General features: G+C 67.7%; 22 protein-coding genes and 1 pseudogene. 10 read left to right on the top strand and 13 right to left on the bottom strand.

The features are described from left to right. Positions 1–11: 11 nt before the first annotated feature. From AC52GN_RS08215 to AC52GN_RS08200, 4 genes and pseudogenes are all read left to right on the top strand, one after another. A pseudogene (locus tag AC52GN_RS08215) lies at positions 12–500 on the top strand (hypothetical protein); the annotation flags it as partial. A 3-nt stretch (positions 501–503) separates the two neighbouring features. Further along, positions 504–2,498 carry a penicillin-binding protein 2 gene (gene mrdA / locus AC52GN_RS08210; protein ID WP_496528788.1) on the top strand — a complete coding sequence of 665 codons (1,995 nt, stop codon included), beginning with the start codon at positions 504–506 and terminating at the stop codon, positions 2,496–2,498. Continuing rightward, positions 2,495–3,652: a rod shape-determining protein RodA gene (gene rodA / locus AC52GN_RS08205; protein ID WP_291774782.1), complete on the top strand. Its 1,158-nt coding sequence runs from the start codon at positions 2,495–2,497 to the stop codon at positions 3,650–3,652. Before mrdA ends, rodA begins: the two co-directional genes overlap by 4 nt. A 28-nt stretch (positions 3,653–3,680) precedes the next feature. Then, positions 3,681–4,157, top strand: a complete 477-nt coding sequence (locus AC52GN_RS08200) for a DUF6173 family protein (protein WP_291774785.1) — start codon at positions 3,681–3,683, stop codon at positions 4,155–4,157. A gap of 15 nt (positions 4,158–4,172) precedes the next feature. Here AC52GN_RS08200 and pip read toward each other — a convergent pair whose 3' ends face one another. Further along, complete coding sequence (gene pip / locus AC52GN_RS08195) at positions 4,173–5,135, bottom strand: prolyl aminopeptidase (RefSeq protein ID WP_496528741.1); 963 nt, start codon at positions 5,133–5,135, stop codon at positions 4,173–4,175. 27 nt (positions 5,136–5,162) lie between these two features. Beyond that, on the bottom strand, positions 5,163–5,531 hold the full coding sequence (locus AC52GN_RS08190; RefSeq protein ID WP_496528740.1) for a DUF423 domain-containing protein: 369 nt from the start codon (positions 5,529–5,531) through the stop codon (positions 5,163–5,165). Positions 5,532–5,579: 48 nt separating this feature from the next. Here AC52GN_RS08190 and AC52GN_RS08185 point away from each other — a divergent pair, with 48 nt between their 5' ends. After that, the gene (locus tag AC52GN_RS08185; RefSeq protein ID WP_496528739.1) at positions 5,580–6,749 is read left to right on the top strand and encodes an MFS transporter; all 1,170 of its coding nucleotides are present in this window, start codon (positions 5,580–5,582) and stop codon (positions 6,747–6,749) included. On the opposite strand, the gene AC52GN_RS08180 is transcribed toward AC52GN_RS08185, so the two are convergent. The 3 genes from AC52GN_RS08180 to AC52GN_RS08170 form a co-directional block, all read right to left on the bottom strand. Next, a complete protein-coding gene (locus tag AC52GN_RS08180) occupies positions 6,735–7,199 on the bottom strand; it encodes a hypothetical protein (protein ID WP_496528738.1) in 465 nt (154 codons plus the stop codon). The two genes, AC52GN_RS08185 and AC52GN_RS08180, sit on opposite strands and share 15 nt — an antisense overlap. Positions 7,200–7,455: 256 nt before the next feature. Next, positions 7,456–10,023 (bottom strand): coiled-coil domain-containing protein, encoded by a 2,568-nt coding sequence (locus tag AC52GN_RS08175; RefSeq protein ID WP_496528737.1) that lies wholly within the window; start codon positions 10,021–10,023, stop codon positions 7,456–7,458. A gap of 142 nt (positions 10,024–10,165) precedes the next feature. Then, complete coding sequence (locus tag AC52GN_RS08170) at positions 10,166–10,477, bottom strand: hypothetical protein (RefSeq protein ID WP_346521589.1); 312 nt, start codon at positions 10,475–10,477, stop codon at positions 10,166–10,168. Between the two features lie 34 nt (positions 10,478–10,511). Here AC52GN_RS08170 and AC52GN_RS08165 point away from each other — a divergent pair, with 34 nt between their 5' ends. Beyond that, positions 10,512–11,990, top strand: a complete 1,479-nt coding sequence (locus AC52GN_RS08165) for a phospholipase D-like domain-containing protein (protein ID WP_343829656.1) — start codon at positions 10,512–10,514, stop codon at positions 11,988–11,990. Here AC52GN_RS08165 and AC52GN_RS08160 read toward each other — a convergent pair. From AC52GN_RS08160 to folD, 5 genes are all read right to left on the bottom strand, one after another. After that, positions 11,975–12,730 carry an endonuclease/exonuclease/phosphatase family protein gene (locus tag AC52GN_RS08160; RefSeq protein WP_496528736.1) on the bottom strand — a complete coding sequence of 252 codons (756 nt, stop codon included), beginning with the start codon at positions 12,728–12,730 and terminating at the stop codon, positions 11,975–11,977. The genes AC52GN_RS08165 and AC52GN_RS08160 overlap by 16 nt on opposite strands. Positions 12,731–12,800: 70 nt before the next feature. Then, positions 12,801–13,490 (bottom strand): TPM domain-containing protein, encoded by a 690-nt coding sequence (locus AC52GN_RS08155; RefSeq protein WP_291774814.1) that lies wholly within the window; start codon positions 13,488–13,490, stop codon positions 12,801–12,803. Beyond that, complete coding sequence (locus AC52GN_RS08150; protein WP_496528735.1) at positions 13,484–14,350, bottom strand: TPM domain-containing protein; 867 nt, start codon at positions 14,348–14,350, stop codon at positions 13,484–13,486. The genes AC52GN_RS08155 and AC52GN_RS08150 overlap by 7 nt, the downstream gene beginning before the upstream one ends. Positions 14,351–14,357: 7 nt before the next feature. Continuing rightward, entirely contained in the window at positions 14,358–15,056 is a 699-nt protein-coding gene (locus AC52GN_RS08145; RefSeq protein WP_496528734.1) for a LemA family protein, read from the bottom strand. A 232-nt stretch (positions 15,057–15,288) separates the two neighbouring features. Continuing rightward, complete coding sequence (gene folD / locus AC52GN_RS08140; RefSeq protein WP_496528733.1) at positions 15,289–16,212, bottom strand: bifunctional methylenetetrahydrofolate dehydrogenase/methenyltetrahydrofolate cyclohydrolase FolD; 924 nt, start codon at positions 16,210–16,212, stop codon at positions 15,289–15,291. Positions 16,213–16,305: 93 nt separating this feature from the next. On the opposite strand from folD, the gene AC52GN_RS08135 reads away from it, so the two are divergent. The 3 genes from AC52GN_RS08135 to AC52GN_RS08125 are packed head-to-tail and all read left to right on the top strand — an operon-like array spanning position 16,306 to position 19,981. After that, positions 16,306–18,120, top strand: a complete 1,815-nt coding sequence (locus AC52GN_RS08135) for a PPC domain-containing protein (protein WP_496528732.1) — start codon at positions 16,306–16,308, stop codon at positions 18,118–18,120. After that, positions 18,117–19,169 (top strand): type 2 isopentenyl-diphosphate Delta-isomerase, encoded by a 1,053-nt coding sequence (gene fni, locus AC52GN_RS08130; protein ID WP_496528787.1) that lies wholly within the window; start codon positions 18,117–18,119, stop codon positions 19,167–19,169. Before AC52GN_RS08135 ends, fni begins: the two co-directional genes overlap by 4 nt. Before the next feature lie 50 nt (positions 19,170–19,219). Beyond that, entirely contained in the window at positions 19,220–19,981 is a 762-nt protein-coding gene (locus AC52GN_RS08125) for a peptidase (RefSeq protein ID WP_496528731.1), read from the top strand. A 68-nt stretch (positions 19,982–20,049) separates the two neighbouring features. Here AC52GN_RS08125 and AC52GN_RS08120 read toward each other — a convergent pair whose 3' ends face one another. The 3 genes from AC52GN_RS08120 to hutU are packed head-to-tail and all read right to left on the bottom strand — an operon-like array spanning position 20,050 to position 23,778. Next, positions 20,050–20,508, bottom strand: a complete 459-nt coding sequence (locus tag AC52GN_RS08120) for a hypothetical protein (protein ID WP_496528730.1) — start codon at positions 20,506–20,508, stop codon at positions 20,050–20,052. A 56-nt stretch (positions 20,509–20,564) separates the two neighbouring features. Beyond that, positions 20,565–22,097, bottom strand: a complete 1,533-nt coding sequence (gene hutH, locus AC52GN_RS08115) for a histidine ammonia-lyase (protein ID WP_496528729.1) — start codon at positions 22,095–22,097, stop codon at positions 20,565–20,567. Between the two features lie 4 nt (positions 22,098–22,101). Beyond that, positions 22,102–23,778: a urocanate hydratase gene (gene hutU / locus AC52GN_RS08110; RefSeq protein WP_496528728.1), complete on the bottom strand. Its 1,677-nt coding sequence runs from the start codon at positions 23,776–23,778 to the stop codon at positions 22,102–22,104. Between the two features lie 86 nt (positions 23,779–23,864). Here hutU and hutC point away from each other — a divergent pair, with 86 nt between their 5' ends. After that, entirely contained in the window at positions 23,865–24,566 is a 702-nt protein-coding gene (hutC, locus tag AC52GN_RS08105; RefSeq protein ID WP_496528786.1) for a histidine utilization transcriptional repressor HutC, read from the top strand. The last annotated feature ends 2 nt before the right edge of the window (positions 24,567–24,568 follow it).

The raw sequence follows: 24,568 nt of genomic DNA, 5'->3' as shown, positions 1-24,568 counted from the left end.
TCACGGTGCGGATGGTCGGTCCGATGCAGTGGATCGGCTACCCGGCGCTGATCGCCGTCGCCGCCACCATCCTGTTCGCCATTCCGCTGCGCCTGTTCGGCCTGACCCTGCCCGAGCCGGTCTGGCCCATGGTTCTGGCCTTCGCCTGGCCGTTGATCCGTCCGTCCATGCTGGCGCCGGCGGTGTTGTTCGGCCTGGGCGTCTTCCTGGATTTCTTCTGGGGCGGTCAGGTCGGGATGTGGGCCCTCAGCCTGCTGCTGATCTACGGCGCGATGCTGCTGGCGTCCAAATATCTGGCCGGTCAGGCGACCATCGTCCTGTTCGCCCTTTATGTCGCGTCGACGGGCCTGGCGTTCGCGGTCGCCTATTTCGTGACGCGCGGCAGCCTTGGGAATGCTCCCAATCTACTGGCTGTTATGGGGCAGATGATCCCGACGCTGTTGCTCTTCCCCCTGGCTGACTGGCTGATCGAGCGTTTTGACGACGCGGACGTGCGATTCCTGATGAGCAGCGAACCGCATATCTTCTTTTCCGATGTGAACGAGCGGCAGGGCTCCTTCCTGCGGCGCACCATGCTGCTGGGCGGGGCGACGGTCGTGGGCGGGCTGGCCCTGGTCGGACGCCTGGCGCACCTGCAGCTCTTCAAGTCGGAAGAGTTCGCCACCCTGGCGACGCGCAACCAGTTCAACTTCCGCCAGGTGCCGCCGCCGCGCGGTCTGATCAAGGACCGCAACGGCGTCGTCATCGCCGGCAACCGCCCCAGCTTCCGCGTTCTGGTCGTGCGCGACGAAACCAAGGATCTGGACCAGACGCTGGATCTTCTGGGTCAGCTTCTGCCCGACACGCTGGACCGTCGCCGCACCATCATTCGCGAGGTGAACGCCGCGCCGCGTTTCTCACCTGTTCCGGTCAAGAGCGACCTGACGTGGGAAGAGTTCTCCAAGGTCAACCTGCACGCGGCGGAGCTGCCGGGCGTCATGGCCGACATGAACGAGGCCCGCTACTATCCGCACGGCGGCGCCTACGCCCATGTGGTCGGCTATGTGGCCAAGGTGTCGGACCGCGACGTGCAGGCCATCCGCGACAAGGGCGAGCAACCGCCCGCCATCCTGTTCAACCCCGGCTTCCGCATCGGCCGTCAGGGCATTGAAAGATCTCTGGATCTTGATCTGCGCGGCGTGGAGGGCGGCAAGCGGGTCGAGGTCAATGCGCGCGGTCGCGTCGTGGCCGAGGACATCGCCGGATCACGCCCGGCGGTGCAGGGCTCCGAGGTCGTCCTGACGCTGGACAACGACGTCCAGCAACGCGCGCTGGAGGTCTTCGGCGAAGAGGCGGGCAGCATCGTCGTCATGGACGTCCGCAACGGCGACATCCTGGCCATGGTGTCGTCGCCGTCGTTCGACCCCAACCTGTTCGTCTCGGGCGTGCCGTCCAAGATCTATCGCGCCCTGGCCGATTATGAGCGTCGTCCTCTGTTGGACAAGGCTCTGAGCGGCACCTTCGCGCCGGGCTCGACCTTCAAGCCGATCGTCGGCCTGGCGGCGATGAAGCGGGGCCTGGACCCCAGCCGCCGCATCGTCTGCAACGGCAGCTTTTATCTGGGCCGGCGGTTCGCCTGCCTGGGACGGCATGGAGCGCTGGATCTGCGCGGCGCCATCAAGGCGTCTTGCAACGTCTACTTCATGACCCTGGCGAGCGAGATGGGGCCGGACGCCATCGCCGAGACCGCGCGCGACATGGGCTTCGGCCAGACCTTCGATATCGGCATTCCCGGACAGAAGGCGGGGTTGGTCCCCGACCGGGAATGGCGCCGGAAGAATCCGGTGCGCGGCGACGGCAAATGGTATCCGGGCGAAAACCCCAGCTATGGCATCGGACAGGGAGCCCTGACCGTGAACGCCTTGCAGTTGGCGGTCTACACGGCGCGGATCGCCAACGGCGCCAAGGCGGTGTCGCCGCGTCTCATCAAGTCTGTCGGCGGAGTAGAGCAGGGCGGCAGCGCCTTCGCCGACCTGCCTTACGATCCCCAGATGCTGCAGGTCCTGCGCGACGGGATGGAGGCGGTGACCGCCGCCGGGGGGACGGGCTTCCGAAACAGCCAACTGGGGCTGGGCACGGTCAAGATGGCGGGCAAGACCGGCACCGCTCAAGCGCGTAACTACGGCTCCGGGTCGCGCAAGGGGGCCGGGCGCCCCTGGGACCAGAAGGACCATAACCTGTTCGTCGCCTATGCGCCGACCGACAATCCGCGCTACGCGGTCTCGGTCATCGTCCAGCACGGCGGCCTGGGCGGCGGTACGGCCGGGGCGCCGCGTGCGCGTGAGGTGATGAAGGTCGCCCTGCTGAAGGACCCCGAAATCCGCGCCCGCATTGAAACGGCCGGCTTCGAGGCCCAGGAAGACGCCGGCGTCCGTGAGGCCGAGGCCCGGGGCGAGCCGATCGACAGCGCGGATGTCGGCGCCGCCGTCCCGCCGCCCCTGACGGAGCCCGGACAATGACCGCATCCGCCCTGACCCGTCCCGGCGAGCGCGACCGCCTGTCCAGCAAGTTCGCCGAGCTGGATTGGCGCATCATCGGCCTGTTGTGCATCCTGGCCGGGATCGGCACGGCCATGCTGTATTCCATCGCGGGCGGTCACTGGCAGCCGTGGGCGGTCAAGCATCTGATCCGTTTCGGCGTCCTGCTGGCGGCCATGATCGGCATGGCCATGATCCATCCGAAGTGGTGGTTTCATGCGGCCTATCCGTTGTACGGCGTGCTGCTGTTCATGGTCATGCTCGTGGAGTTCACGCCGTTGGGCTACACGGCCGGCGGGGCAAAGAACTGGCTGCACCTCGGCTTCATCCGCATTCAGCCCGCCGAGTTCGTGAAGATCGGCCTCGTACTGGCCCTGGCGCGTTGGTATCACAGCCATTCGGCTCAGGACGCCCGCTGGTCGTGGAAGCTGCTGATTCCAGCAGGGCTTGTCGGCGTCCCCTTCATCCTTGTCGCCAAGCAGCCGGACCTGGGCTCGGCCATGATCATCGGCCTGACCGGCGCGGTGATGATGTTCATGGCGGGGTTGAGTTGGCGCGTCATCGCCGCGGGCGTGGCGGCCGCCGTGGCGGTCATTCCGCCCTTCGTCATGTTTGGGATGCACGACTATCAGCGCAATCGCGTGCTGACCTTCCTGAACCCGGAAGCCGACCCGTCGGGCACGGGCTACAACATCATCCAGTCCAAGATCGCCCTGGGCTCAGGCGGCCTGATGGGCAAGGGTTACGGCCTGGGCAGTCAGAGCCAGCTGGAATTCCTGCCCGAGCGCCACACCGACTTCATCTTCTCGACCGTGTCGGAGGAGTTCGGTTTTCTCGGCTCCTTCACCGTTCTGGCCTGCTATGTCGCGCTGATCCTGATCTCGCTGCGGATCGCGGCGTTGTCGCACAGCCACTTCGGCCGTCTGAGCGCGGCGGGAATGACGGCCTTCGTCGCCCTGTTCGTCCTGATCAACGGCGCCATGGTGATGGGGCTGGCGCCGGTCGTCGGCGTGCCCATGCCGATGCTGTCCTACGGCGGCTCGTCGATGATGACGGTGATGGTCGGCTTCGGCCTGGTCCTGTCGACGCGGGTGCATCGCTATGTCGAACTGCCGAAGGGGCAGGGGCTGTTCTAATCACCCGCGCGGGCGTTAGGCTGTCGCCATGACCGTTCAGACGCCCGCCGCCGAAGTCGCCGACATCCCCAAGGCCGATCCGTCCATGTTCTCGGACTGCGGCGACACGCCCTGTCCTCAGCCCGTCATGGCCGACCCCAGAAATGAGGCGGCGGTGCAGGCCGAGGGCGTGCGGATGCGCGACAACCCGGCGGAATGGGCCTTCGTCCGCCTGTCCAAGCTGATCGAGGAGTTCGAAGCCAATCTCGACAAGGATGAGGAGATCGGCGCGCGCGTGGTCGGCCTGCCGGGCGACGGCACGATGCAGATCATGGACGTCGGCTTTTGGGGACCGGACTTGATCATGTTCTTCGGCCGGAACGCCGATGGCAAGCCGGTCCGACTGATCCAGCACTACAGCCAGATCAATGTGGTGCTCAGCGCCGTAAAGAAGCCGGAGGAACGCGAGGCGCGCCGCATCGGCTTCCAACTCAGCGAGATGGTCCAGAAGACCAATCCGAAATAGCCGATGCGATGACGCTTAAAGCGTCGCAGCCCAGTCGGTGGCGCGGACCAGGCTGTCGATGATGCCGGGCTCGGAAGAGGCGTGGCCGGCGTCGCCGATGATCTCAAGCTTGGCTTCGGGCCAGGCGCGGTGCAGGGACCAGGCGCCCGCGATCGGCGTCACCACGTCAAAGCGGCCTTGGGCGATCCAGCAGGGGATGTCGCGGATGGTCTCGATGTTCTCGAGGATCCAGTGCTCGCTGTCGAAGAAGCCGCCGTTGGTGAAGTACCAGTTCTCGATCCGGGCGAAGGCGACGGCGAACTCGGGATCGGCGAACTTGTCCGGCTTGCCTGACGGCCCCTGGATGCTGACGGTCTCGCCTTCCCAGGTCGCCCAGGCCACGGCGCAGCGGTTGCGTTCCTCCACCTCGTCGCCGGTCAGGCGCTTGTAATAGGCGGCCATCAGGTCGCCGCGCTCGGCTTCGGGGATCGGAGCCAGGAAGCGTTCCCAGGCGTCGGGGAAGATCATCGAGGCGCCGTCCTGATAGAACCAGTGCAACTCCTTCTTCGTCAGCAGGAAGATGCCGCGCAGGACCAGGGCCAGACAGCGATCAGGGTGCTTGATGGCGTAGGTCATCGACAGGGTCGAACCCCAGGAACCGCCGAAGACCACCCATTTGTCGATGCCCAGCAACTCGCGCAGGCGCTCTATATCGGCGACGAGGTCCCAGGTCGTGTTGTCTTCCAGCGACGCGTTGGGTCGCGACAGGCCGCAGCCGCGCTGGTCGAACATGACGATGCGGTATCTGGCCGGGTCGAAGTAGCGGCGCATGCCCGGGTTGACCGCCCCGCCGGGGCCGCCGTGCAGGACGATGACCGGCACGCCGTGCGGATTGCCGCTTTCCTCGTAATAGATCTCATGGACGCTGTCGGTGGACATCCAGCCCGAGGCGTAGGCTTCGATTTCCGGATAGAGGTCGCGGCGCTCGGTGTTGATCACGTGGGATGCCTCTTTGAAAGGATGGTCTCAGGTCTTGGCGAGATTGGACTGGAAGGCGGCGAAGAGGATCAGGAGCCAGCCGGCGATCATCATGGCGCCGCCGACGGGGGCCACGGCGCCCATGACGGGCAGGCTCAACAGGCCGACCATGGCCAGGGCCACACAGAAGACCAGTCCGCCGGCGCTCGCCAGCCAGCCCGCCAGATGCAGGCGGCGGCTTGATCCGAACAAGGCCAGCGCGGCGGCGAGGGCGGCGTGCACCATCTGATAATGGCCGCCTGTGGTCAGCAGGGTCTTGACGGCGGGAGCGGCGCCGTGGGCCGCGAAGGCGCCCAGGGCTACGGCCATGGCGCCGTTGAAACCGGCGAAGGCGAGCAGTTTGCGGTCAGGGCTCATGCCTAATGTCTAGACCACAAAATCGGCGAAGTCTGCTATCGCGCGCCGATGAAAGCCGCATCGCGCATGGCGCTGCAATATATCCTGCTGTTCGGCGCCAGCGGCGTGACCCTGCCGTTCGCCGGCCTGTGGTTCCGCGATCAGGGGCTGAGCGGCGCCCAGATCGGGGCCCTGCTGGCGATTCCCATGCTGGCGCGAGCCCTGAGCGGTCCGCTGCTGGCGGTCTGGGCTGATGGTTTCGCCCTGCGCCGGACCCCGATCGCCTTGCTGGGCCTGGTCATGGCCGTCGGCTATGGCGGGGCGGGACTGGTCGAGGGCTTCATTCCATGGGCCCTGTTCTGGCTGGTCGGGGCGACGGCGGCGGCGGCCTTGATCCCGCTCAGCGATGTGATGACCCTGCGCGTTGCGGGGCGCGAGGGGTTCGCCTTCTCCCTGCCGCGCGGCTGCGGTTCGGCGGCCTTCGTCGTCGCCAATCTGACCATGGGAGCCCTGCTGACGCAGGTCTCATCCGACGCCGTCATCCTCTGGGCGGTGACCGCCGCGGTGCTGATCGCGGTCACCGCCTGGCGTGTGCTTCCGGTAGAGCCGGTGGCCGAGGGCGGTCCAGCTTCGCGGTTGGAGCGCTTTCAGGGGCTGGGACGGTTGTTGCGCCGTCCGGTGTTCATGGCGGCCATCTTCTCCGTCGGCGCGGTGCAGGCGACGCACGCCTTCTATTACGGCTTCTCGGCCATCGCCTGGCGCGCGCAGGGGCTGGCCGAGAGCGTGACGGGCCTGTTGTGGGGCTTCTCGGTCGTGGTCGAGATCGGCTTCATGTGGTGGATCGAGCCGTGGCGTCGCCGCATCGGGATCGGTCCGTGGACCATGTTGTTCATCGGCGCGGGCGCGGCGATCCTGCGCTGGGGTCTGATGGCGTTCGCCCCGCCGCTGTGGATGCTCGTCCCGTTGCAGATGCTGCACGCCCTGACCTTCGCCGCCACCTATCTGGCCGGGGTGCAGATCGTCGAACGCCTGTGTCCGCCGGATAGCCATACCGCCGCTCAGACGCTGAGTTCGGCGCTGTCGGCCGGGGTGCTGATCGGTCTGGCGACCTTGGCCAGCGGGCCGCTGTACGACGTCGTTGGGCTGAAGGCCTATCTGGCCATGGCCGGATTGGCGCTGATCGGCGCCCTGGTCGGGCTGTGGGTTCGCGCGCAGGAAGCCGCGTCAGGCCACGACTGAGCGGGGCAGGGGCGCCAGGCGCCGCGCCATGGCTGAGGCCGCTGTCTTCACTGCGGTGCGGACGATGGTTTCGCTGGTCCCGTCGGGAATCCGCAGCAGGCCGATGGACGGCGATTCCAGATTGTCCGGAAGATCCGCCAGGACGCGATAGAGGATGTAGCTTCCCGCATCATCCTCGGCGTCGGAGGCGGCGATGGCCGAAACGCCCGCCGCCGTGAGGTCGCGAAGCATGTCGGCGACCGGCGCCGTCACACGGGCAATGCTGGGGCTGGTGCTGTCCAGGCGACCCGGCTCGCCCAGGCGGCGGTTTTCCGCACGCATCTGAACCCGCACCGGCCCGGCGTGGACCGTGCGGCCGACCAGGAGCAGGGCCGAGCATTCGCCTCCCGACAGCAGGTTCGTCAGAGTGTCCGCCAAGGTCTCGGCCGAGGCGTCGCCGGGGGTGGCCAAGGTGCGGGCGCCAGGCGGGTTCCAAGGCTCCCCGGACAGATCCTCGACAGGATCCCAGGCCCGATACGACGGCGACCAGGCGCAGATGGAAATAGCGGGGCGCCGATCAGGACGACCGTTGGAATCCAGACCCGTCAAAGGAAATAGACCCCCTCTAGCGCCACGATGGCGCGCCGCAGCCGGAACGGTGCTTTGAAATGCGGCGTCAGGTCAAGCCTGACCGGCGCCGCGATGGCGAGATGAAAAGGCGAAACGGTCAGCTCAGGTCGCCTACGGCGGCGTCGAGAAGCATGAAGGCGCGGCCCTCGTCGGTGGCCAGCCGCATCTGGACGTCGTCGGCGCTGCCGCGTTCCGCCTGGATCTTCAGGCCCTGGGCGAAGGCGCGGACGTAGGCCTCGGCGTCGGCGCGCAGGGCGTCGTCGCCAAGAATACGGCGCGAGACGCTGCGGACGGCGGCCGGCGCGACGCGGCGGACGATCTGACGGGCTCGCGCCGGATCGTGGCTGGAGAAGGCCTGGGCGGCTTCCTCCACGCGGGGGCGCGGCAGCAGGGCGTTGGGATCGACCCCCATGCGACGGATGGCCGAGGTCACGCGCGCCGCCAGGGCGTCGATCTCTTCGGGCGTGCCGATGGCGGCGTTCAGCTCCAGCGGCGGGCTGGGCTCGGGCGGGGCGGCGGGCGTCTGTTCCGGCTGGACCAGATCGCGCCAGCTGAGGGCGTCGCCGATGCGCGCGGGGTCGACTGGAGCCGTTTCGGGCGGCACGGCGGGGGCCGCAGGAATCGGTTCGATTTCCGATTCGGCCGGATGCTCGGGGCGCAGGCGGCCGCGCAGGCTGGAGGCGGGGGGCGGGGCGGCCTCGCGCGCTGCGGGCGTCGCCGGGCGACGACGGGCGCCGCCTTCGCCGGACACGGCGCCCATCAGACGCACGGCCTCGGTCAGCATCTCATAATTGCGACGCACGCGGTCCTGGAAGCCGGCGTCCAGGGCCTCGGTGTCCTGGGCCGCCTTGCGCGAGGCGGCGGTCAGGGCGCTCAGGCCCTCCTCGACGCTGAGGCGTACGGATTCGACACGGGCGCGCGCTTCGTCGGGCAGGCGGGCGGCGCGCTGATCCATCTCGGCGACCGCCTGTTCGACGGATGTCAGGGCGTCGGTGACCTGAGCCAGGGTCGCCTGGAGGCTGTCGACCAGCTTCTGTCCGGTCAGATCGACCATGTCGGCGGTCTGGGCGACGATGCGGCGGGCGCCGTCGATGCGGGCCTCGGCCGCCTCGTCGGCCTTCTGGGCGGCGTCGAACAGGGATTCGCCCAGGCGGTCGGCGCGGATCTGAGCCTGCTCGATCGCGGCCTGCGCTGCGGCGCGCTGCTCTTCGGCCGTGGCCTGAAGCGCCTCCAGCGAACGCCGCGTCTCCTCGACCAGCAGGTCGCGGGATTCGGCGGCCAGACTCTCGAAGCGGTCCAGCGACAGCTTGGTGGCGTGGTCGAAGCCGTCAGCCTCGCGCTGCGACATCTCCACCAGGGCCTTGAACTGGTCGATCACGGCCTCGACCTGCGCCTTGATGGCGGCGGCGGCGTCGTCGCCCCGCTGGTTCAGATCGTCGGCGGCGGTGCGGGTCTGGGACAGGTGGTCCAGAAGCTGGGCGCGCTGGCTCTCGATCTGGGCGGAGAAGTCCTCCTGGTCCGTGCGCAGGGCGTAGGCGGCCGTGACCAGGGCGGCGCGCTGCTGGCCCAGGCCTTCCTCGACCGACTGAATCTGTTCTGCGACTCCGGAGCCGGCCGTTTCCAGACGGAGGGTCTGGCGCGCCAGATCGTCGGAGGCGGAACGGGCGGCTTCCTGGGCCTCGTTGGCCGCAGCGGCCAGATCGGCGGCGCGGGCGGCCAGGGCGGCCTCGGCCTCGCGCAACTGGGTCTGGGCCAGGTCGGAAGCGTCGGCCACCATGCGCGACTGACGTTCGACCGTCTCGACCACGGCCGAGGCCTGGCCTTCCAGCTTGCCGCCCAGAACCCCCATCTGCTCGCGTTCATGCGACAGCTGTTCGGCCAATCGACGGGCCGTACCGCCCGCCAGGTCCGCCGCCTCGTTCAGGAGGTTGGACTCCTTGACCAGGGCCTCGCGCAGCGACGCCAGGTCGTCGCGGGCGCGCTCGGCCGACTGTGCGGCGCGGTCGATATCCTCACGCAGGGTGTTCAGCACCTGTCCCGCCTGATTGGCGGCCAGGGCGGTCGGTCCCACCAAGGCGTCGGCCATCTCCCGCGCACGCTTGGTCTCCTGCGCCAGTCCCGCGCCCTGGCGAACGGCGTGGGCCAGCAGGATGGACAAGCCGACCGGCGCCAGCAGGATCAGGGCGTAGACCGCCAGGCGCAGGGGATCGAGCTCCATCATCCCCGAGCCCAGCTCATAGGCGAACCACGACGCCAGACCGCCGACCCACAGGGCTGAAGCCAGGCCGGCGATCAGATAGGCGTTGGCCGCGCCGTTCGAGGCCTTGCCCTTGCGTCGCTTGGCGGACGTTCGGGCGGGAGGCGCGGCGGGCGCTATCGTGGCGGGCGGCGCGTCGGCGGATTCGGCCAGGGGCGACAGGGCGCGCGCAGCCTTCTCGGCCTCGGCGGCGCGTTGCTCGGCCAGGGCCTGTTGCTCGGCCAGACGCCGACGCTGGCGCTCCGACATGGGACGCGGAGGCGCCTCGGGCAGGGGCTCAAGGGTCGGATCGGGCTTTGTCGGCGCCGCCTCGGCGGCTTCAGCCGTGTCCGACGCGGGCAGGGGCTCCGTCTCCGAGACAGGTTCGGATTCGGTCAGGTTGAGCGGCGGCCGATGGCGGGATTTCATGGGCGTCGGTCTCGATCACTGATCGCCAGGAAGGCGGCGAAGGGGCGCAGGGCACGGACCCTAACGGCTGGATCGTAAGGCGAAAAGGCTCGAGCGCGGATTAGATCGCCCTTAGCCGACAGGGATCAGCGTGATCTGTGGATCAGCAGGACGGCGGAGCGGTCACGTGGACCACGGCCGCAGGCTTGGCGTCGCCGCAATCCTGCACCCGTTGGATTTCACGATCCGACTTGCGCGGAGCATTCATGTCGACGCCGAATTGCGACAACGCCGCTGCGGCGAGCAGGGCGATCAAACCGGCCAGCATCTCAATCAGAGCTTGCATAATTGGACTATGCCAGAAACATCTTCGGGCGACAATGCGGCGAACAGATGAAGCGTCGCCATTGATCTGAGTGATGCGAAAATGGAACGATCCGGCCGCGCTGGCGTCTGATGAGATCAGGACGCCCATTGGGTCGTCACGCGAATCAGCCATTGCAGGGGGTATGGGAGCAGACCAGTTCTATGAGGGCAGCCTGCTGGAGACGGCCACCGGAGTGTGGCGGTCCGCGACGGCGCATCGGTTCGCCCCCCTGATGGAGAACAAGGCCTACTTCGACGCCCTGGCGTCGGCGTTGCACAAGGCCGAACGCTCCATTCTGATTCTGGGCTGGCAGTTCGACCCGCGCACGCGCCTGGATCCCGAAGGGCCGCTGACCGATCGTCGAGCCGAGATCGGCCATCAGCTGAAGGCCCTGGTCCGCCACAAGCCGGAGCTGGACGTTCGGCTGCTGATCTGGCGCTCGCCGTTGCTGATCGCAGCTTCGCAGGGCTTCTATCCGCACAAGGCGCAGCGCTGGTTCCGGCGTCGCATCGTCGAGTTCAGACTGGACGGCCCAGGCATCCTCGGCGCCTGCCACCATCAGAAGGTGGTGGTGATCGATAATCAGATCGCCTTTTGCGGCGGCGGCGATATCTCGACCGACCGCTGGGACACCGACGAGCATTTCTCGGGCGATCCGCGCCGGTGCGAGCCGACCGGCGTCATCCCCGCGCCCCGCCATGAGGTCATGTGCGTGATGGACGGGCCGGCCGCCCAGGCTCTTGGCGATCTGGCGCGCGAGCGGTGGAGAAGAGGGACGGGCGAGGTCCTCTCCCCGGTTACGGCCAGATGCGGGGATTCCTGGCCAGACGGCGTGTCGCCCTCGATGACGCAGGTGCAGATCGGCGTATCGCGCACCGAGCCCAAGGTGCGCGGTCGTCCCGAGGTGCGTGAGAACGAGGCCCTGCATCTGGAGGCGATCCGGCGGGCGCGTTCGCTGATCTATATGGAGAACCAGTATTTCACCTCGCCCCTGCTGGCGGCGGCCCTGGCTGAACGGCTGGCCGAGCCGGACGGGCCGGAGGTGGTGTTGGTGTCGACCGGGCGCAGCCCCAGCTGGTTCGACGGCCTGACCATGGATACGGCGCGGGCCGAGGTCCTGTATCGGCTGGAGCAGGCGGACCGCCACGACCGCTTCACCGCCTTCTATCCGGTGACGGACGAGGGCGAGCGGATCATCGTCCACGCCAAGATGACGATCATCGACGACAAACTGTTGCGGATCGGGTCCAGCAATCTGAACAACCGCTCCATGGGGCTGGATACGGAATGCGACGTCTCGGTCGAGGCGGAGACGGAAGAACAGCGCGACGTGATCCGGCGTTTTCGTCGTCGATCCCTGGGTCACTTCATCGGGGTGTCGGGCGAGGCCTTCGCCGAGGCCGAGACGCTGATGGGGTCGGTCGGTCAGGCGATCCAGACCTTCGGACAGGGCCGGATGAAGCCGCTGGGCGCCGCCGAGCCGACGCGGGTGGAGCGGATGTTCGCCGAGTGGCAGTTCGGCGATCCGGTTTCCTCCACCGACGCCTGGCGGCCGTGGAAGCGCCTGAACCGTTCGCACCGCACCCGGCCCAGGTCCGAGGGCGGTCAGGCGCCGGGCTGATTGCCGGGCTGATCGATTTCGAAATCGATGATGAGCGGCAGGTGATCAGACGCTGCTCGCGCCAGGGGCGATGACGCCGCGCTGGCGCTGATCACGCGAATCTCGCGGCTGACGAAGCAGTGGTCGATGCGGATCGCCGGGAAGCTGGACGGGAAGGTCTTGATCGAGGGCTTCAGGCCCAGGCGTCGCTGAGCATCGTCCAGCCGCCGGGTCAGAGCCTGATAAGGGCGGGTGATCGAGGTGGCGTTGAAGTCGCCGGTCAGGATGGTCGGTCCCTGACACATGGGATCGCCCAGCCATTCATCGCCGATCAATGCGGCGGCCTGAAGCCGCTGCTCGCGCGGGACCAGGCCCAGGTGGGTGTTCATGATGTTGACGATCACCCCGTCGAAATCGACGGCTGACCACAGGGCGCCGCGCGGCTCCAACCCCTTGATGCCGGGCAGGGTCGGCAGCGAGGCTGCGCGCACCAGTCGTTCGGGACGGTGGGTCAGTATGGCGTCGCCGTAAAGCTCGGCCTCGACCTTCATGGCGGGGTGGAATTGCACGCTCATCGCCAGCCGTTGGGCGATGGCGTCGGCCTGGTCGACCCAGCCGGTGCGCGCGCGGCCGACGTCCAGCTCCTGCAGGCAGACCACGTCGGGTTCATGCTCGGCGATGACGTCGGCGATCCGCTGCACATCCAGTCTGCGATCGACGCCGACGCAGCGATGAACGTTGTAGGTCAGAAGTCTCGGCATGAATTCCTTGCCCGCGATCGCAGCGACTGTCGCGCCTCAATGCGGCGGTCGCGAGGCCCTGATAACCGGACTAGATGACAACCAGCTTGTCGGGGATCTCATTTTCATCAGCGGGCTTGGGCGGAAAGCGTTCCGCCAGCACCTGACCGCACAGGGCGACGGCCTTCTCGAAGCCTTCGACCGGTCGGTCGCGACGCAGGGCCCCGGTGAGAGCGGCGACCGCGTCGGCCCAGACCTCTGGACTGACGCAGGAATGGATGCCCTCATCGGCCACCACCTCGACCTGATGATCGGCTAGGGCGGCGAAGATGAGGACGCCGGTGCGCGCTTCGGTGACGTGCAGACCGTGGGCTAGGAACTGCTGCATGGCGGCGCGGCGGACCCGCGTGCGACGCAAGGCGGCCGGCGTCAGCAGCCGTCGCACGACCGGGATCAGAGACAGCAGGAACACGGCCAGGAAAACCCCGGCCTGCACCAGCCCATAAGCCGCCAGCGCGCGCCCGATCTCGGCCGAGGCGGCGGGCGCGTGGGCGATCTCCCAGCCGCCGCCGAAGGTCAGCCAGTCGCCGTTGAAGCCGAACGGGATCAGCCCCAGCGGCAGCAACAGGGCCGCAGCCGCCGCCCAGCCCAGGCTGACGTCGCGATAGGAGGACACCTGGCGCGCTACGACGCAGAAGATCTCGCCGGAGGTGTTCGCCTCGGCCTGAGCGATGGCCTGGGCCACGCGGGCATGGTCGTCGTTCGTGAATTGCATCACCATCCCCCCGAGGCGCCGCCGCCGCCGAAGCCGCCGCCGCCTCCGCCGAAACCACCGCCGCCGAAACCGCCGCCGCCCCAGCCTCCGCCGCCGCCCCAGCCGCCGCGATCATCGTCGTCGCGGTGGCGCAGGGCTTCGCTGGCGGCCCAGATCAGGATGGGCGACAGGCCGTCGCCGCGACCGCGTCGTTTCCGACCGCCTGCGGCGGCGCCGATCATGCCGAAGAAGATGAAGGCGAAGACCGCCAGGATGACGATGGCGGGCAGGACCGGCTTGGTCGTCCGGGACGCCGCGCTTTTGGCCTCTTCCGCCCGCGCCTGGGCCTCCGCCGGATCGGCGGTCAGTTGGGTGATGATGGCGTCCGTCCCGGCGATGATCCCGGCCGCGTAGTCGCCCTGGCGGAAGGGCGGCAGGATGTCGTTGCGGATGATCAGGGACGAATAGGCGTCGGTCAGCACGCCCTCCAGCCCATAGCCGACCTCGATCCGCACCTTTCGCTCGTTCGGCGCGACGATCAGCAGGGCGCCGCCGTCGTTTTCCTTCTGACCGATGCCCCAGTGACGTCCCAGCTGATAGCCGAAGTCCTCGATCTCCTGATCCTGAAGCGAGGGCAAGGTGACGACGACCAACTGGTCGCCGGTCTGCTGCTCCAGCGTCGCCAGTTTGCCGGTCAGGGCCTGTTCCTGTTCGGGCGTCAGCAGTTGGGCGTCATCGACCACGCGGCCGGTCAGCGCCGGAAAACTGATTTCGGCGGCCAGGCCGGCGCCGGGCAGGGCGGCCAGCCACAGGATGAGGCACAGCATCAGCGCGGGGAGGAGGCCCCGCGCCGCGCCTTCCCTCAGGGCGAGGGCGGAAGGGTTCATTTCAGGCTTACTGCGCCGCCGGGGCGGGCGCAGCCGCAGGCGGCGTCGAACCGGGCGCGGCGCCGGGCGCCGTCGCAGGCGCGCCGCCGCCGGGTTGGACGCCCAGGTCGAAGTTCACGGTCGGCGCCGACTGGGCCTCAGCCGTGGCGGTGAACAACTGCATGGGCTTGGAGCCGCCGTGCAGCGTCTTGGCCCAGATCACGCTCGGGAAGGTGCGCAGGGTGGTGTTGTAGTCGCGCACGGCTTCGTTGTAGTCGCGCCGCGCCACGGCGATGCGGTTCTCAGTCCCTTCCAGCTGCGACTGCAGGGTCAGGAAGTTCTGGTTGGCCTGGAGCTGAGGATAGGCCTCGACCGTCATCAGCAGTTGCTTCAGGGCGCTGGAAAGCTCGCCCTGCGCCTGCTGGTATTGCTGGAAGGCGGCGGCGTCATCGAGGTTCGAGGCGTCGATGTTGACGCTGGTGGCCTTGGCGCGCGCCTCGATCACCTGGGTCAGGGTGGTGCGCTCCTGAATGGCCGCGCCCTGAACGGTGGCGACCAGGTTCGGCACCAGGTCGGCGCGGCGTTGATACTGGCTCTGAACGTCGGCCCAGGCGGCCTCGGCGCGTTCCTGCTTGGTCGGAATGGTGTTGTAGCCGCAGGCGCCCACGGCGGGGGCCAGGACGACGACAGCGGCGACGGCCGCGATGCGAGGCGAGAAACCAGCCATGAAGAAGCTCCTGCGGGCGGTCGTCGGGACCGCTGATCGCTAAAGACTATCGAGGCCGAAAGGCTCCGCTTCAAGGCTGGATTTTTGCAACTTGATCCGCTCATCCCGGCGGACGCCGGGATCCAGTTCTTTGGCCGTCAATCGCACCGTCAAGTCGTTGGGCGTCGCCAGGCGTGCGAGGCTCTTACTGGACCCCGGCGTCCGCCGGGGTGAGCGGAAGAGGGAGCGATCTTCAGCCGTTCAGGTCTTCCGGCTCCACGCCCGCCGCGCGGCAGGCGGCGGTGTAGGTGTTGGCCAGCAGGCAGGCGATGGTCATGGGGCCGACGCCGCCGGGAACGGGGGTGATGCGGCCGGCGACCTCAACCGCCTGGTTGAAGTCCACGTCGCCGACCACGCGGGTCTTGCCTTCGGCGGCTTTGACCGGATCGCGCGAAGGGACGCGGTTGATGCCCACGTCGATGACGGCGGCGCCGGGCTTGATCCAGTCGCCCTTGATCATTTCCGGGCGGCCGACGGCGGCGACCAGAATATCGGCGGTGCGGCACAGGGCCGGCAGGTCGCGGGTGCGCGAGTGGGCGATGGTGACTGTGCAGCTTTCGCCCAGCAGCAGTTGCGCCATCGGCTTGCCGACGATGTTGGAGCGGCCGACGATGACGGCGTTCAGGCCTGACAGGTCGCCGAGTTGATCCTTCAGCAGCATCAGGCTGCCCAGGGGAGTGCAGGGGATCATGCCCGGCAGGCCGACGGCCAGGCGTCCGGCGTTGACGACGTGGAAGCCGTCCACGTCCTTGTCCGGCGAAATGGCGTCCAGAACAGCAGCCGAATCGATGTGCTTGGGCAGGGGCAACTGCACCAGCACGCCGTGGATGCCCGCGTCGGCGTTCAACTGGGCGATCAGGGCCAGCAATTCGTCCTGGGTCGTTTCGGCGGGTAGGCGGTGGGTGTCGGACCGCATCCCGGCCTTCAGCGTCGTCTCGCCCTTGTTGCGGACATAGAGCTGGCTGGCGGGGTCCTCGCCGACGATGACGACAGCCAGGCCGGGCTTGACGCCATGAGCGGATTCCAGCCGGGCGGCGGCGGCGGCGACGCGCTCCACCAGGGTCTGTGAGAAGGCCTTGCCGTCGATCAGCGAGGCGCGGGCGGGTTCGACAGCCATATTTGGCTCCATCTGCCGGGAACTGGAAAGCGTGGCCGCGATTTACAGGCGCTGCGGTTCGGCGTCTATGATGACGCCAGCAAAGAGGTTTTTATGCGTTATTCCCTGTTCGCGGCGGCCAGCGCCGTCGCCATCCTGTCCACCGGCGCAGCCTGGGCCCAGACGGTGTCTGACGCCCGGCTGGGCGACGACATCCGGGGGCGGCTGGAAGAGGGAGACGCCCGCACCCGTGGAAGCGACGGCTATCGCTACGACGACTATCGCGTGAACCTGCGCGCCGGACAGCGGCTCGAGGCCGAGATGACGGCGGACGATTTCGACGCCTATCTGGAAATTTACGCCGAGGGCTCCTTGCGGGACTCCCTGGCCAGCGACGACGACAGCGCAGGGGCGCTGAACGCGCGTCTGCGCTTCACCGCACCGGAGGCAGGGGCGTATATCGTCCGTGCTCGCACCTTCTCGGGCATCGAGACCGGCGACTATCAGTTGTCGTTGAAGGAACGGGCCGCGCCGCGTCTGCCGCGTCCCGGACGGATCGCTGTCGGCCGAGACGCGACGGGCAGCCTGGGATCGAACAGCGCCGAGGATGACGACGGCGCCCGTTATGACGCCTACGCCTTCCGCGCGTCGGCGGGCGAACGGGTCAAGATCGACCTGGAATCCGACGATTTCGACGCCTTCCTGCGCGTCGGACGCGTCGTCAACGGCGCCTTTGTCCAGATGGCCGAGAACGACGACGGCGGCTCCAGCCTCAACGCCCGTCTGGTGTTCACCGCGCCGCAGGCCGGGGAATATCTGATCCGCGCCACGTCCTATAACAGCTCGGCCCAGGGCGATTATCGGCTGGCGCTGGAGCAGGGACCGCCTGCGCCGACCGCCACGTCGGTGACGGTTGGCGAGGAGACGCGCGGACGCCTGACGCCAGACAGCGCAAGCAGCGATTCCGGGGCGCCGGCGGACCTCTATCGCTTCAGCGGGCGCGCCGGCCAGCGGGTGGCCATCACCATGAAGGCCGATGGTTTCGATACTTACCTCGAACTGTTCGACGCCAACCACAACAGTCTGGCGACCGATGACGACAGTGCGGGCGACCTGAACTCCCGCCTGACGCATACCCTGACCGAGGATGGCGATTATCTGATCGAGGCGCGCGCCTTCTCCAGCGGCGAGGGTCCCTATACGCTGAACATAGAAGAAATCGCGCCGCCGCCGCCGCCGTCGGCCATTGCTTTCGGCCAGACGGTCGAGGGCGAACTGACCAGCAGCGACGCCACCGACGACGACGGCCGCCTGTATGACGCCTTCATCTTCAGCGGGACCGAGGGGCAGCGCGTCCAGGCCGTCATGCGGTCCGGCGATTTCGACGCCTATCTGCAGCTCGGGCAGGGCGAAGAGGACTTCAGCGAGATCGCCAGCGATGACGACGGTCTGGGCCAGGGAACGGACGCGCGCCTGATCTTCACCCTGCCAGAGACCGGCGACTATGTTCTGCGCGCACGTTCGTGGTCGCGCGACGCCAAGGGGCTCTATGCGCTGGAGCTTCAGGATCTGGGCGGCGAGCCTTCGCCGGGCAGCCTGCTGATCGGCTCCACCGTGCGAGGCCGGCTGACCGAGCGGGCCAGCATCACTGACGACGGGATCTACTACGACGCCTATCATTTCAAGGCCAAGGCGGATGAGAAGCTGCGCTTCACCCTGATCGCCAGCAGCTTCGACGCGGTGATTGAGGTCGGCGAAGAGAAGGACGGCGACTACTTCAAGCTGGAGGAGGACGACGACAGCCTGTCCGACACCCACGCCCGCCTGAACTGGACCGCGCCGCGCGACGGGACCTATGTCCTGCGGGCCCGTAGCTTCGGCGCCAACTCGACCGGCGACTATGTCCTGATCACGGAGCGGCAGCCCTGAGCGAAACCGGCGACGACGCTGCTTCGGCCCTGATCCTGGGCCGGAAGGACCAACACCTTGACGTGGTGCTGGCCGGCGGCGGTCGTCATGCGCTGTCGGCCGGGTTCGACGATTGGCGTTTCGTGCACGAGGCCCTGCCGGACCTGGATCATGCTCGAATCGACCTGGGCGTCGACTTCCTGGGGCGGCGGCTGAAGGCGCCTTTCCTGATCAGCGCCATGACCGGCGGCCCTGCGCGGGCCGAGGCGATCAACGCCCGTCTGGCCGAGGCGGCCCAGCATCTGGGCATTGCCCTGGCGGTCGGGTCGCAGAGGGCGGCGCTGGAAGGCGGGGCCGCAGGCGGTCTGGACTTCTCACTGAGGCTGAAGGCGCCGGACACGCCGATCCTGGCCAATATCGGCGCGGCCCAGCTGACGCGCGGATTCGGCCGTGATGAGGCGCGTCGCGCGATGGACATGATCGGCGCTGACGCCCTGGTCGTTCACCTGAACCCGCTTCAGGAGGCCTGCCAGCCGGAAGGGGACCGCGACTGGTGGGGCGTGGGCGCGGCGCTTCAGGCCCTGATCCGCGGTCTGGACGCGCCTGTCATCGTCAAGGAGACGGGCGCCGGGATTTCCGCCGTCACGGCCCAGCGTCTGATCGCCATGGGCGCGGCGGGCGTCGATGTGGCCGGAGCTGGCGGCGCCAACTGGGGCCTGATCGAAGGCGAGCGCGCGACCGATGCGGCGGACCAGGCGCACGCCCTGGCCTTCGCCGATTGGGGTATACCGACCGCGCGCGCTCTGGCTGAGACGCGCAACGCCCTGCCGGACGCCTTGCTGATCGGATCTGGAGGCGTGCGCGACGGGGTCGACGCGGCCAAGGCGATCCGGTTGGGCGCGGATGTGGTCGGCATGGCCTCGGGCGTCATTCAGGCCGCCACCGTCTCGACCGAGGCCGTCATCGAGCGCTTCCAGTTGACTATCCGGCAACTGCGCACCGTGTGTTTCTGCGTAAACGCTTCAAATTTAGCGGCGTTGAAACGAGTTCCATTGCTTCCTGTCAAATAAGTCGGGCATTTCCGCCCGCACGTTTTTGCGTCGCACCCAAGGAGATTCCCATGCGCGCCCTGCTGATGTCGTCGATCCTGACGTCGTCCCTGCTTCTGGCCGGCGCCGCCGCCGCCCAGAGCACCATCCGCCCCGGCCAGACCGTGACCGGCAATTTCAGCAGCAAGGACGCGCGCATGGACGATGGGTCCCATTACCGTTGCTACGTCGTCCAGACGCAGGCAGGTCAGGCCTACACGGTGACGATGCAGTCCGAGGACTTCGATACCTATCTGATGGCGGGCGCCGGTGCAGATTGCGATGAAACGTCGGTGACGAACGACGACGGTCCGGACATGGGCACCGACTCGCAGTTGCGCTTTGTTTCCAATGGCGGAAACTGGATCATCCGCGCCAATACGCTCAGCGAGGGCGAGACCGGTTCCTTCCGTCTCAGCGTCTCTGAAGGTCAGCGCCTGCGCCCGACCACTCAGGTCGTGCCGATTTCGGTCGGCGAAAGCCGCCAGGGCCGCCTCGAGTTCAGTGACCGCCAGGCGGATGACGGCTCCTTCTACGACTGCTACGCACTAAGCGTCAGTCGCGGAGGGAATGTCTCGGTTCGCATGGATTCGGCGCAGTTCGACGCCTACCTCTCGCTGCACGAAGGGCCGCAGTGCGACGGCGAAAGCCTGGCCTCCGACGACGACAGCGGCGGCGGCACCAGCGCCATGGTCACCCAGAACCTGCGTCCCGGCTCCTATTCCTTCCGCGCCAACAGCCTCAGCTCGGCGCAGGAAGGCGACTACACCGTCTCCGTCACGACAATGCGCTGACGCGGAAAGGCCCCGGCGAAACCGGGGCCTTTTTCAATAGAAGACGCTGTCCGATGCGCGCCGCGTTTCTAACGGTTCCCTGAGCGCGGACTGGCGCGCCTCGCGTTCGGCGGCGTAGTCGGGCTGGGGGCGTCAAAGCCGAAGCCGTAGTCATCCCCTTCCAGCTGTGGCGCAGGCTGCGGCGGCGAGAGGCGGATAAGGGGCGGCGGCGTTTCCTGTTCGGGCGGCGGCGGCGGGTCGGGCGTCAACTCCAGCCAGGCGCTTTCGACATAAGGTTCGTCATCCCCCGTGACGCCGGCGAGCCGGTCGGGATCATGGTCGTATCCATCTCGCAATTCTCCAACAGCCATGATGGAGCCGACCGGAAGGTCAGGTTCAACGGGCGGAACGACTTCGATAGCGACAGCCGGGCCTGATCCTCGTCCGCCATGCGCTACGGAAGTCGAGTTCCACGCAGCCCAGCCGGCCGCCCCCAGTCCCATTAGAACCAGGGCGGCGGAGGCCAGAATGACGGCATTCCTGTTCATGCTCGGGGGCGGTCCGCGTTCACGTTGCCTATGAAAGCGCTCAACCGCCGTCCGGTTCAAGCTGAGGGCAGGAGATCGCCTGCGAAGGCGCGATAACGGCCCGCGCGGACGCCTTCCGTCGCACGGGCGATGTCCGGCGCGAAATAGCGGTCTTCGGTGTAGGGGCCGCAGGCCTCGCGCACGATGGCGTAGGTCTGCTCCAGTTCCGGCGAGGAGGTCAGGGGGCGACGGAACTCGATGCCCTGCGCGGCGGCCAGAAGTTCGATGCCGACCACCGTCGCCGTATTAGCGGCCATGTCCAGCAGGCGGCGGGCGCCGTGGGTGGCCATTGAGACATGGTCTTCCTGGTTGGCGCTGGTCGGCACGGTGTCGATAACGCAGGGGTGGGCCACCATGCGGTTCTCGGCCACCAGGGCCGCCGCCGTCACCTGGGCGATCATAAAGCCTGAGTTCACGCCGCTGTCCTTGACCAGGAAGGCGGGCAGGTCGGTCATCTTCGGGTCGACCAGGATGGAGGTGCGGCGCTCGCTGATGTTGCCGATCTCGCACAGGACCATGGCGATCTGATCGGCTGCATAAGCAACGGGTTCGGCGTGAAAGTTGCCGCCCGAGATGACGTCGCCGTCTTCGATGAAGACCAGCGGATTGTCGGTCACGGCGTTGGCTTCACGCTCCAGCATGGCGGCGGCGTTGCGCAGCACGTCCAGCGTCGCGCCCATGACCTGCGGCTGGCAGCGCAGGGAGTAGGGATCCTGTACCTTGGCGCAGTCGTGGCGGTGGCTGTCGCGGATGGCGCTGCCGTTCAGTAGTTCGCGCAGGCGGTGGGCGACGTCGATCTGCCCCGGCTGGCCGCGCAAGGCGTGGATGCGGTGGTCGAACGGGGCGTCCGAGCCCAGCAGGGCGTCGACCGACAGACCGCCTGCAGCGATGGCGGCGGCGAAGACATCCTCGGTCGCGAACAGGCCGGTCAGGGCCAGCGCCGTCGAGCACTGGGTGCCGTTCAGCAGGGCCAGGCCTTCCTTGGGGCCGAGCACGACCGGCTTCAGTCCGGCCTTGGCCAGCGCCGAAACAGCGTCCAGCGTCTGGCCCTGATAGCGGGCCTCGCTGACGCCGATCAGGACGCATGACATATGGGCCAGCGGCGCCAGATCGCCTGAGGCGCCGACCGAACCCTTGGACGGGATCAGCGGCAGGACGCCCGCATTGACCATGCCGATCAGCGTTTCCAGCGTGTGACGACGCACGCCCGAGGCGCCCTTCGACAGGCTGGCGATCTTCAGCACCATCAGCAGGCGGGTGACGTTCTCATCCAGCGGCTCGCCGACGCCGCAGGCGTGGCTGAGCACCAGGTTCTTCTGAAGGGTTTCAAGGTCTTCCGCCGCGATGCTGGTGTTAGCCAGCAGGCCGAAGCCGGTGTTGATGCCATAGACCGTGCGGCCTTCGTCCAGGATGGCGGCGACGGTCGCCGCGCCCTTTTCGACATTGGCCCAGGCGGCGTCGGTCAGGCTGACCGTGATCGGACCGTTCAGGACGGCGCGAAGCTGGGCGAGGGTGAGCGGCGCGGCGCCGATTTCAATGGAGGTGGTCATAAGCTTACAGGTCCAGCGAGGGCAGGTTCAGGCCATGTTCGCGCGCGGCGTCCTTGGCGATGTCGTATCCGGCGTCGGCGTGGCGCATGACGCCGGTGGCCGGGTCGTTCCACAGCACGCGCTCCAGGCGCCTGGCGGCTTCCTCGGTGCCGTCGGCGACGATGACGACGCCCGAGTGCTGGCTGTAACCCATGCCGACCCCGCCGCCGTGGTGCAGCGACACCCACGAAGCGCCCGACGCGGTGTTCAGCAGGGCGTTCAGCAGCGGCCAGTCTGACACGGCGTCCGAGCCGTCCATCATGGCCTCGGTCTCGCGGTTCGGGCTGGCGACGGAGCCGCTATCCAGATGGTCGCGGCCGATGACGATGGGGGCGCTCAGTTCGCCCGAAGCGACCATCTCGTTGAACATCAGGCCCGCACGGTGACGGTCGCCCAGACCGATCCAGCAGATGCGCGCCGGCAGGCCCTGGAAGGCGATGCGCTCGCCCGCCATGTCCAGCCAGCGGTGCAGGCCTGCGTTGTCGGGGAACAGCGTCTTCATCGCCTCATCCGTCTTGCGGATGTCCTCGGGGTCACCCGACAGGGCGGCCCAGCGGAACGGCCCGATGCCGCGGCAGAACAGCGGGCGGATATAGGCGGGGACGAAGCCGGGGAAGTCGAAGGCGTTCTCGACGCCCTCATCGAAGGCGACCTGACGGATGTTGTTGCCGTAGTCGGTGGTTGGGACGCCCATCTTCTGGAAGTCCAGCATGGCCTTGACGTGGGTCGCCATCGAAGCGCGGGCGGCGGTCTCGACGGCGGCCGGGTCGCTGACGCGCTTTTCTTCCCACTCGGCGACGGTCCAACCCGACGGCAGGTAGCCGTTGACCGGGTCGTGGGCGCTGGTCTGATCCGTCACCAGATCGGGGCGGACGCCGCGCTTGACCATTTCAGGCAGAAGATCAGCCGCATTGCCCAACAGGCCGATCGACAAGGCTTTCTTGTCTTTGAATGACTGCTCCAACAGGGCCAGCGCCTCGTCCAGGGTCTCGGCCATGACGTCGACGTAGCGGGTGCGCAGGCGGAACTCGATGCGGCTGCGTTGGCACTCGATGGTGATGCAGGACGCGCCGGCCATGGTCGCGGCCAGAGGCTGGGCGCCGCCCATGCCGCCCAGGCCGGCCGTCAGGATCCACTTGCCCGACCAGTCGCCGCCATAGTGTTGGCGACCCGCCTCCATGAAGGTCTCATAGGTGCCCTGAACGATGCCCTGGGTGCCGATATAGATCCACGAACCGGCGGTCATCTGGCCGTACATGGCCAGGCCCTTCTTATCGAGCTCGTTGAAGTGGTCCCAGGTCGCCCACTTGGGCACCAGGTTGGAGTTGGCGATCAGCACGCGCGGGGCGTCGGCATGGGTGCGGAAGACGCCGACCGGCTTGCCCGACTGGACCATCAGGGTCTCGTCGGCTTCGAGCTTCTTGAGTTGGTCGACGATGACGTCGAAAGCCTGCCAGTTGCGGGCCGCCTTGCCGATGCCGCCATAGACGACCAGATCCTCGGGGCGCTCGGCCACCTCGGGGTCGAGGTTGTTCATCAGCATCCGCATGGCGGCTTCGGCCGCCCAGGTCTTGGCGGTTTTTTCTGGCCCGCGCGGGCTACGGATCACTCTGGTATTCTGGCGAGTGTCAGGCGTGGACATCGAATCCTCCATGCGGCTTCGGCCGTCGAATGTTAGGCTCAGTGTTATGTCTAGACATTAATGCGCGCAAGGGGCAGTTTCGCATGATGGATCAGGAGCCGCTTCATCGCCGCATCGCGGGCGACATCGAGCGCCGCATCGCCTCGGGCGAATGGCGGCCGGGTTTCCGCATCCCGACCGAGGCTGAACTGACCGCAGAATACGGCTGTGCGCGGATGACGGTGTCGCGCGCCATGTCCGATCTGGCGGCGCGCGGGTTGGTGGTGCGTCGCCGTCGTGCGGGAACCGTGGTGGCCCATCCGCCCGTGCATTCCTCGGCCCTGGTCGCCATTCCCGACATTCAGTCCGAGGTCGAGGGGCGCGGGCTGGCCTATTCCCACCGTCTGCTGGGCCGGATCGTGCGCCCGGCCGGTGAGGACGAAGAGGGGCTGGGCGAGCGGCTGATCGAACTGCAGACCCTGCACCTGGCGGACGATCTGCCATTCGTGTTCGAGCGGCGCATGATCTCCCTGACGGCGGCGCCGGAGGCGGAGACCGCCGACTTCACGACGCAGCCGCCGGGCGGCTGGCTGTTGGCCCACATGCCCTGGACCGAGGCGGAGCATCGCATTTCTGCCGTCGGCGCCGATCATGAGACGGCGGCGGGTCTGGGTTTGGCCGACGGCGCGCCCTGTCTGCGGCTTGAGCGCCGCACCTGGCGCGACGGTCAGGGCGTGACCTGGGCCTCACAGATTTTCCCCGGCGCGGCCTATGATCTGGTCGCGCGCTTTTCCCCGACTAAAGGCTGATT

This window comes from Brevundimonas sp. SS2672, from assembly GCF_059579685.1.
Note: the sequence above shows the minus strand (reverse complement) of the source record. Positions and strands in the feature narration are given on the sequence as shown.

Bases quoted from the DNA above. Each gene is read 5' to 3' on its own strand.
- mrdA (WP_496528788.1), top strand. From the start codon at position 504: ATGAGCAGCGAACCGCATATCTTCTTTTCCGATGTGAACGAGCGGCAG.
- rodA (WP_291774782.1), top strand. From the start codon at position 2,495: ATGACCGCATCCGCCCTGACCCGTCCCGGCGAGCGCGACCGCCTGTCC.
- AC52GN_RS08200 (WP_291774785.1), top strand. From the start codon at position 3,681: ATGACCGTTCAGACGCCCGCCGCCGAAGTCGCCGACATCCCCAAGGCC.
- AC52GN_RS08190 (WP_496528740.1), bottom strand. From the start codon at position 5,531: ATGAGCCCTGACCGCAAACTGCTCGCCTTCGCCGGTTTCAACGGCGCC.
- AC52GN_RS08185 (WP_496528739.1), top strand. From the start codon at position 5,580: ATGAAAGCCGCATCGCGCATGGCGCTGCAATATATCCTGCTGTTCGGC.
- AC52GN_RS08175 (WP_496528737.1), bottom strand. From the start codon at position 10,023: ATGAAATCCCGCCATCGGCCGCCGCTCAACCTGACCGAATCCGAACCT.
- AC52GN_RS08170 (WP_346521589.1), bottom strand. From the start codon at position 10,477: ATGGGCGTCCTGATCTCATCAGACGCCAGCGCGGCCGGATCGTTCCAT.
- AC52GN_RS08165 (WP_343829656.1), top strand. From the start codon at position 10,512: ATGGGAGCAGACCAGTTCTATGAGGGCAGCCTGCTGGAGACGGCCACC.
- AC52GN_RS08160 (WP_496528736.1), bottom strand. From the start codon at position 12,730: ATGCCGAGACTTCTGACCTACAACGTTCATCGCTGCGTCGGCGTCGAT.
- AC52GN_RS08155 (WP_291774814.1), bottom strand. From the start codon at position 13,490: ATGGTGATGCAATTCACGAACGACGACCATGCCCGCGTGGCCCAGGCC.
- AC52GN_RS08150 (WP_496528735.1), bottom strand. From the start codon at position 14,350: ATGAACCCTTCCGCCCTCGCCCTGAGGGAAGGCGCGGCGCGGGGCCTC.
- AC52GN_RS08145 (WP_496528734.1), bottom strand. From the start codon at position 15,056: ATGGCTGGTTTCTCGCCTCGCATCGCGGCCGTCGCCGCTGTCGTCGTC.
- folD (WP_496528733.1), bottom strand. From the start codon at position 16,212: ATGGCTGTCGAACCCGCCCGCGCCTCGCTGATCGACGGCAAGGCCTTC.
- AC52GN_RS08135 (WP_496528732.1), top strand. From the start codon at position 16,306: ATGCGTTATTCCCTGTTCGCGGCGGCCAGCGCCGTCGCCATCCTGTCC.
- AC52GN_RS08125 (WP_496528731.1), top strand. From the start codon at position 19,220: ATGCGCGCCCTGCTGATGTCGTCGATCCTGACGTCGTCCCTGCTTCTG.
- AC52GN_RS08120 (WP_496528730.1), bottom strand. From the start codon at position 20,508: ATGAACAGGAATGCCGTCATTCTGGCCTCCGCCGCCCTGGTTCTAATG.
- hutH (WP_496528729.1), bottom strand. From the start codon at position 22,097: ATGACCACCTCCATTGAAATCGGCGCCGCGCCGCTCACCCTCGCCCAG.
- hutU (WP_496528728.1), bottom strand. From the start codon at position 23,778: ATGTCCACGCCTGACACTCGCCAGAATACCAGAGTGATCCGTAGCCCG.
- hutC (WP_496528786.1), top strand. From the start codon at position 23,865: ATGGATCAGGAGCCGCTTCATCGCCGCATCGCGGGCGACATCGAGCGC.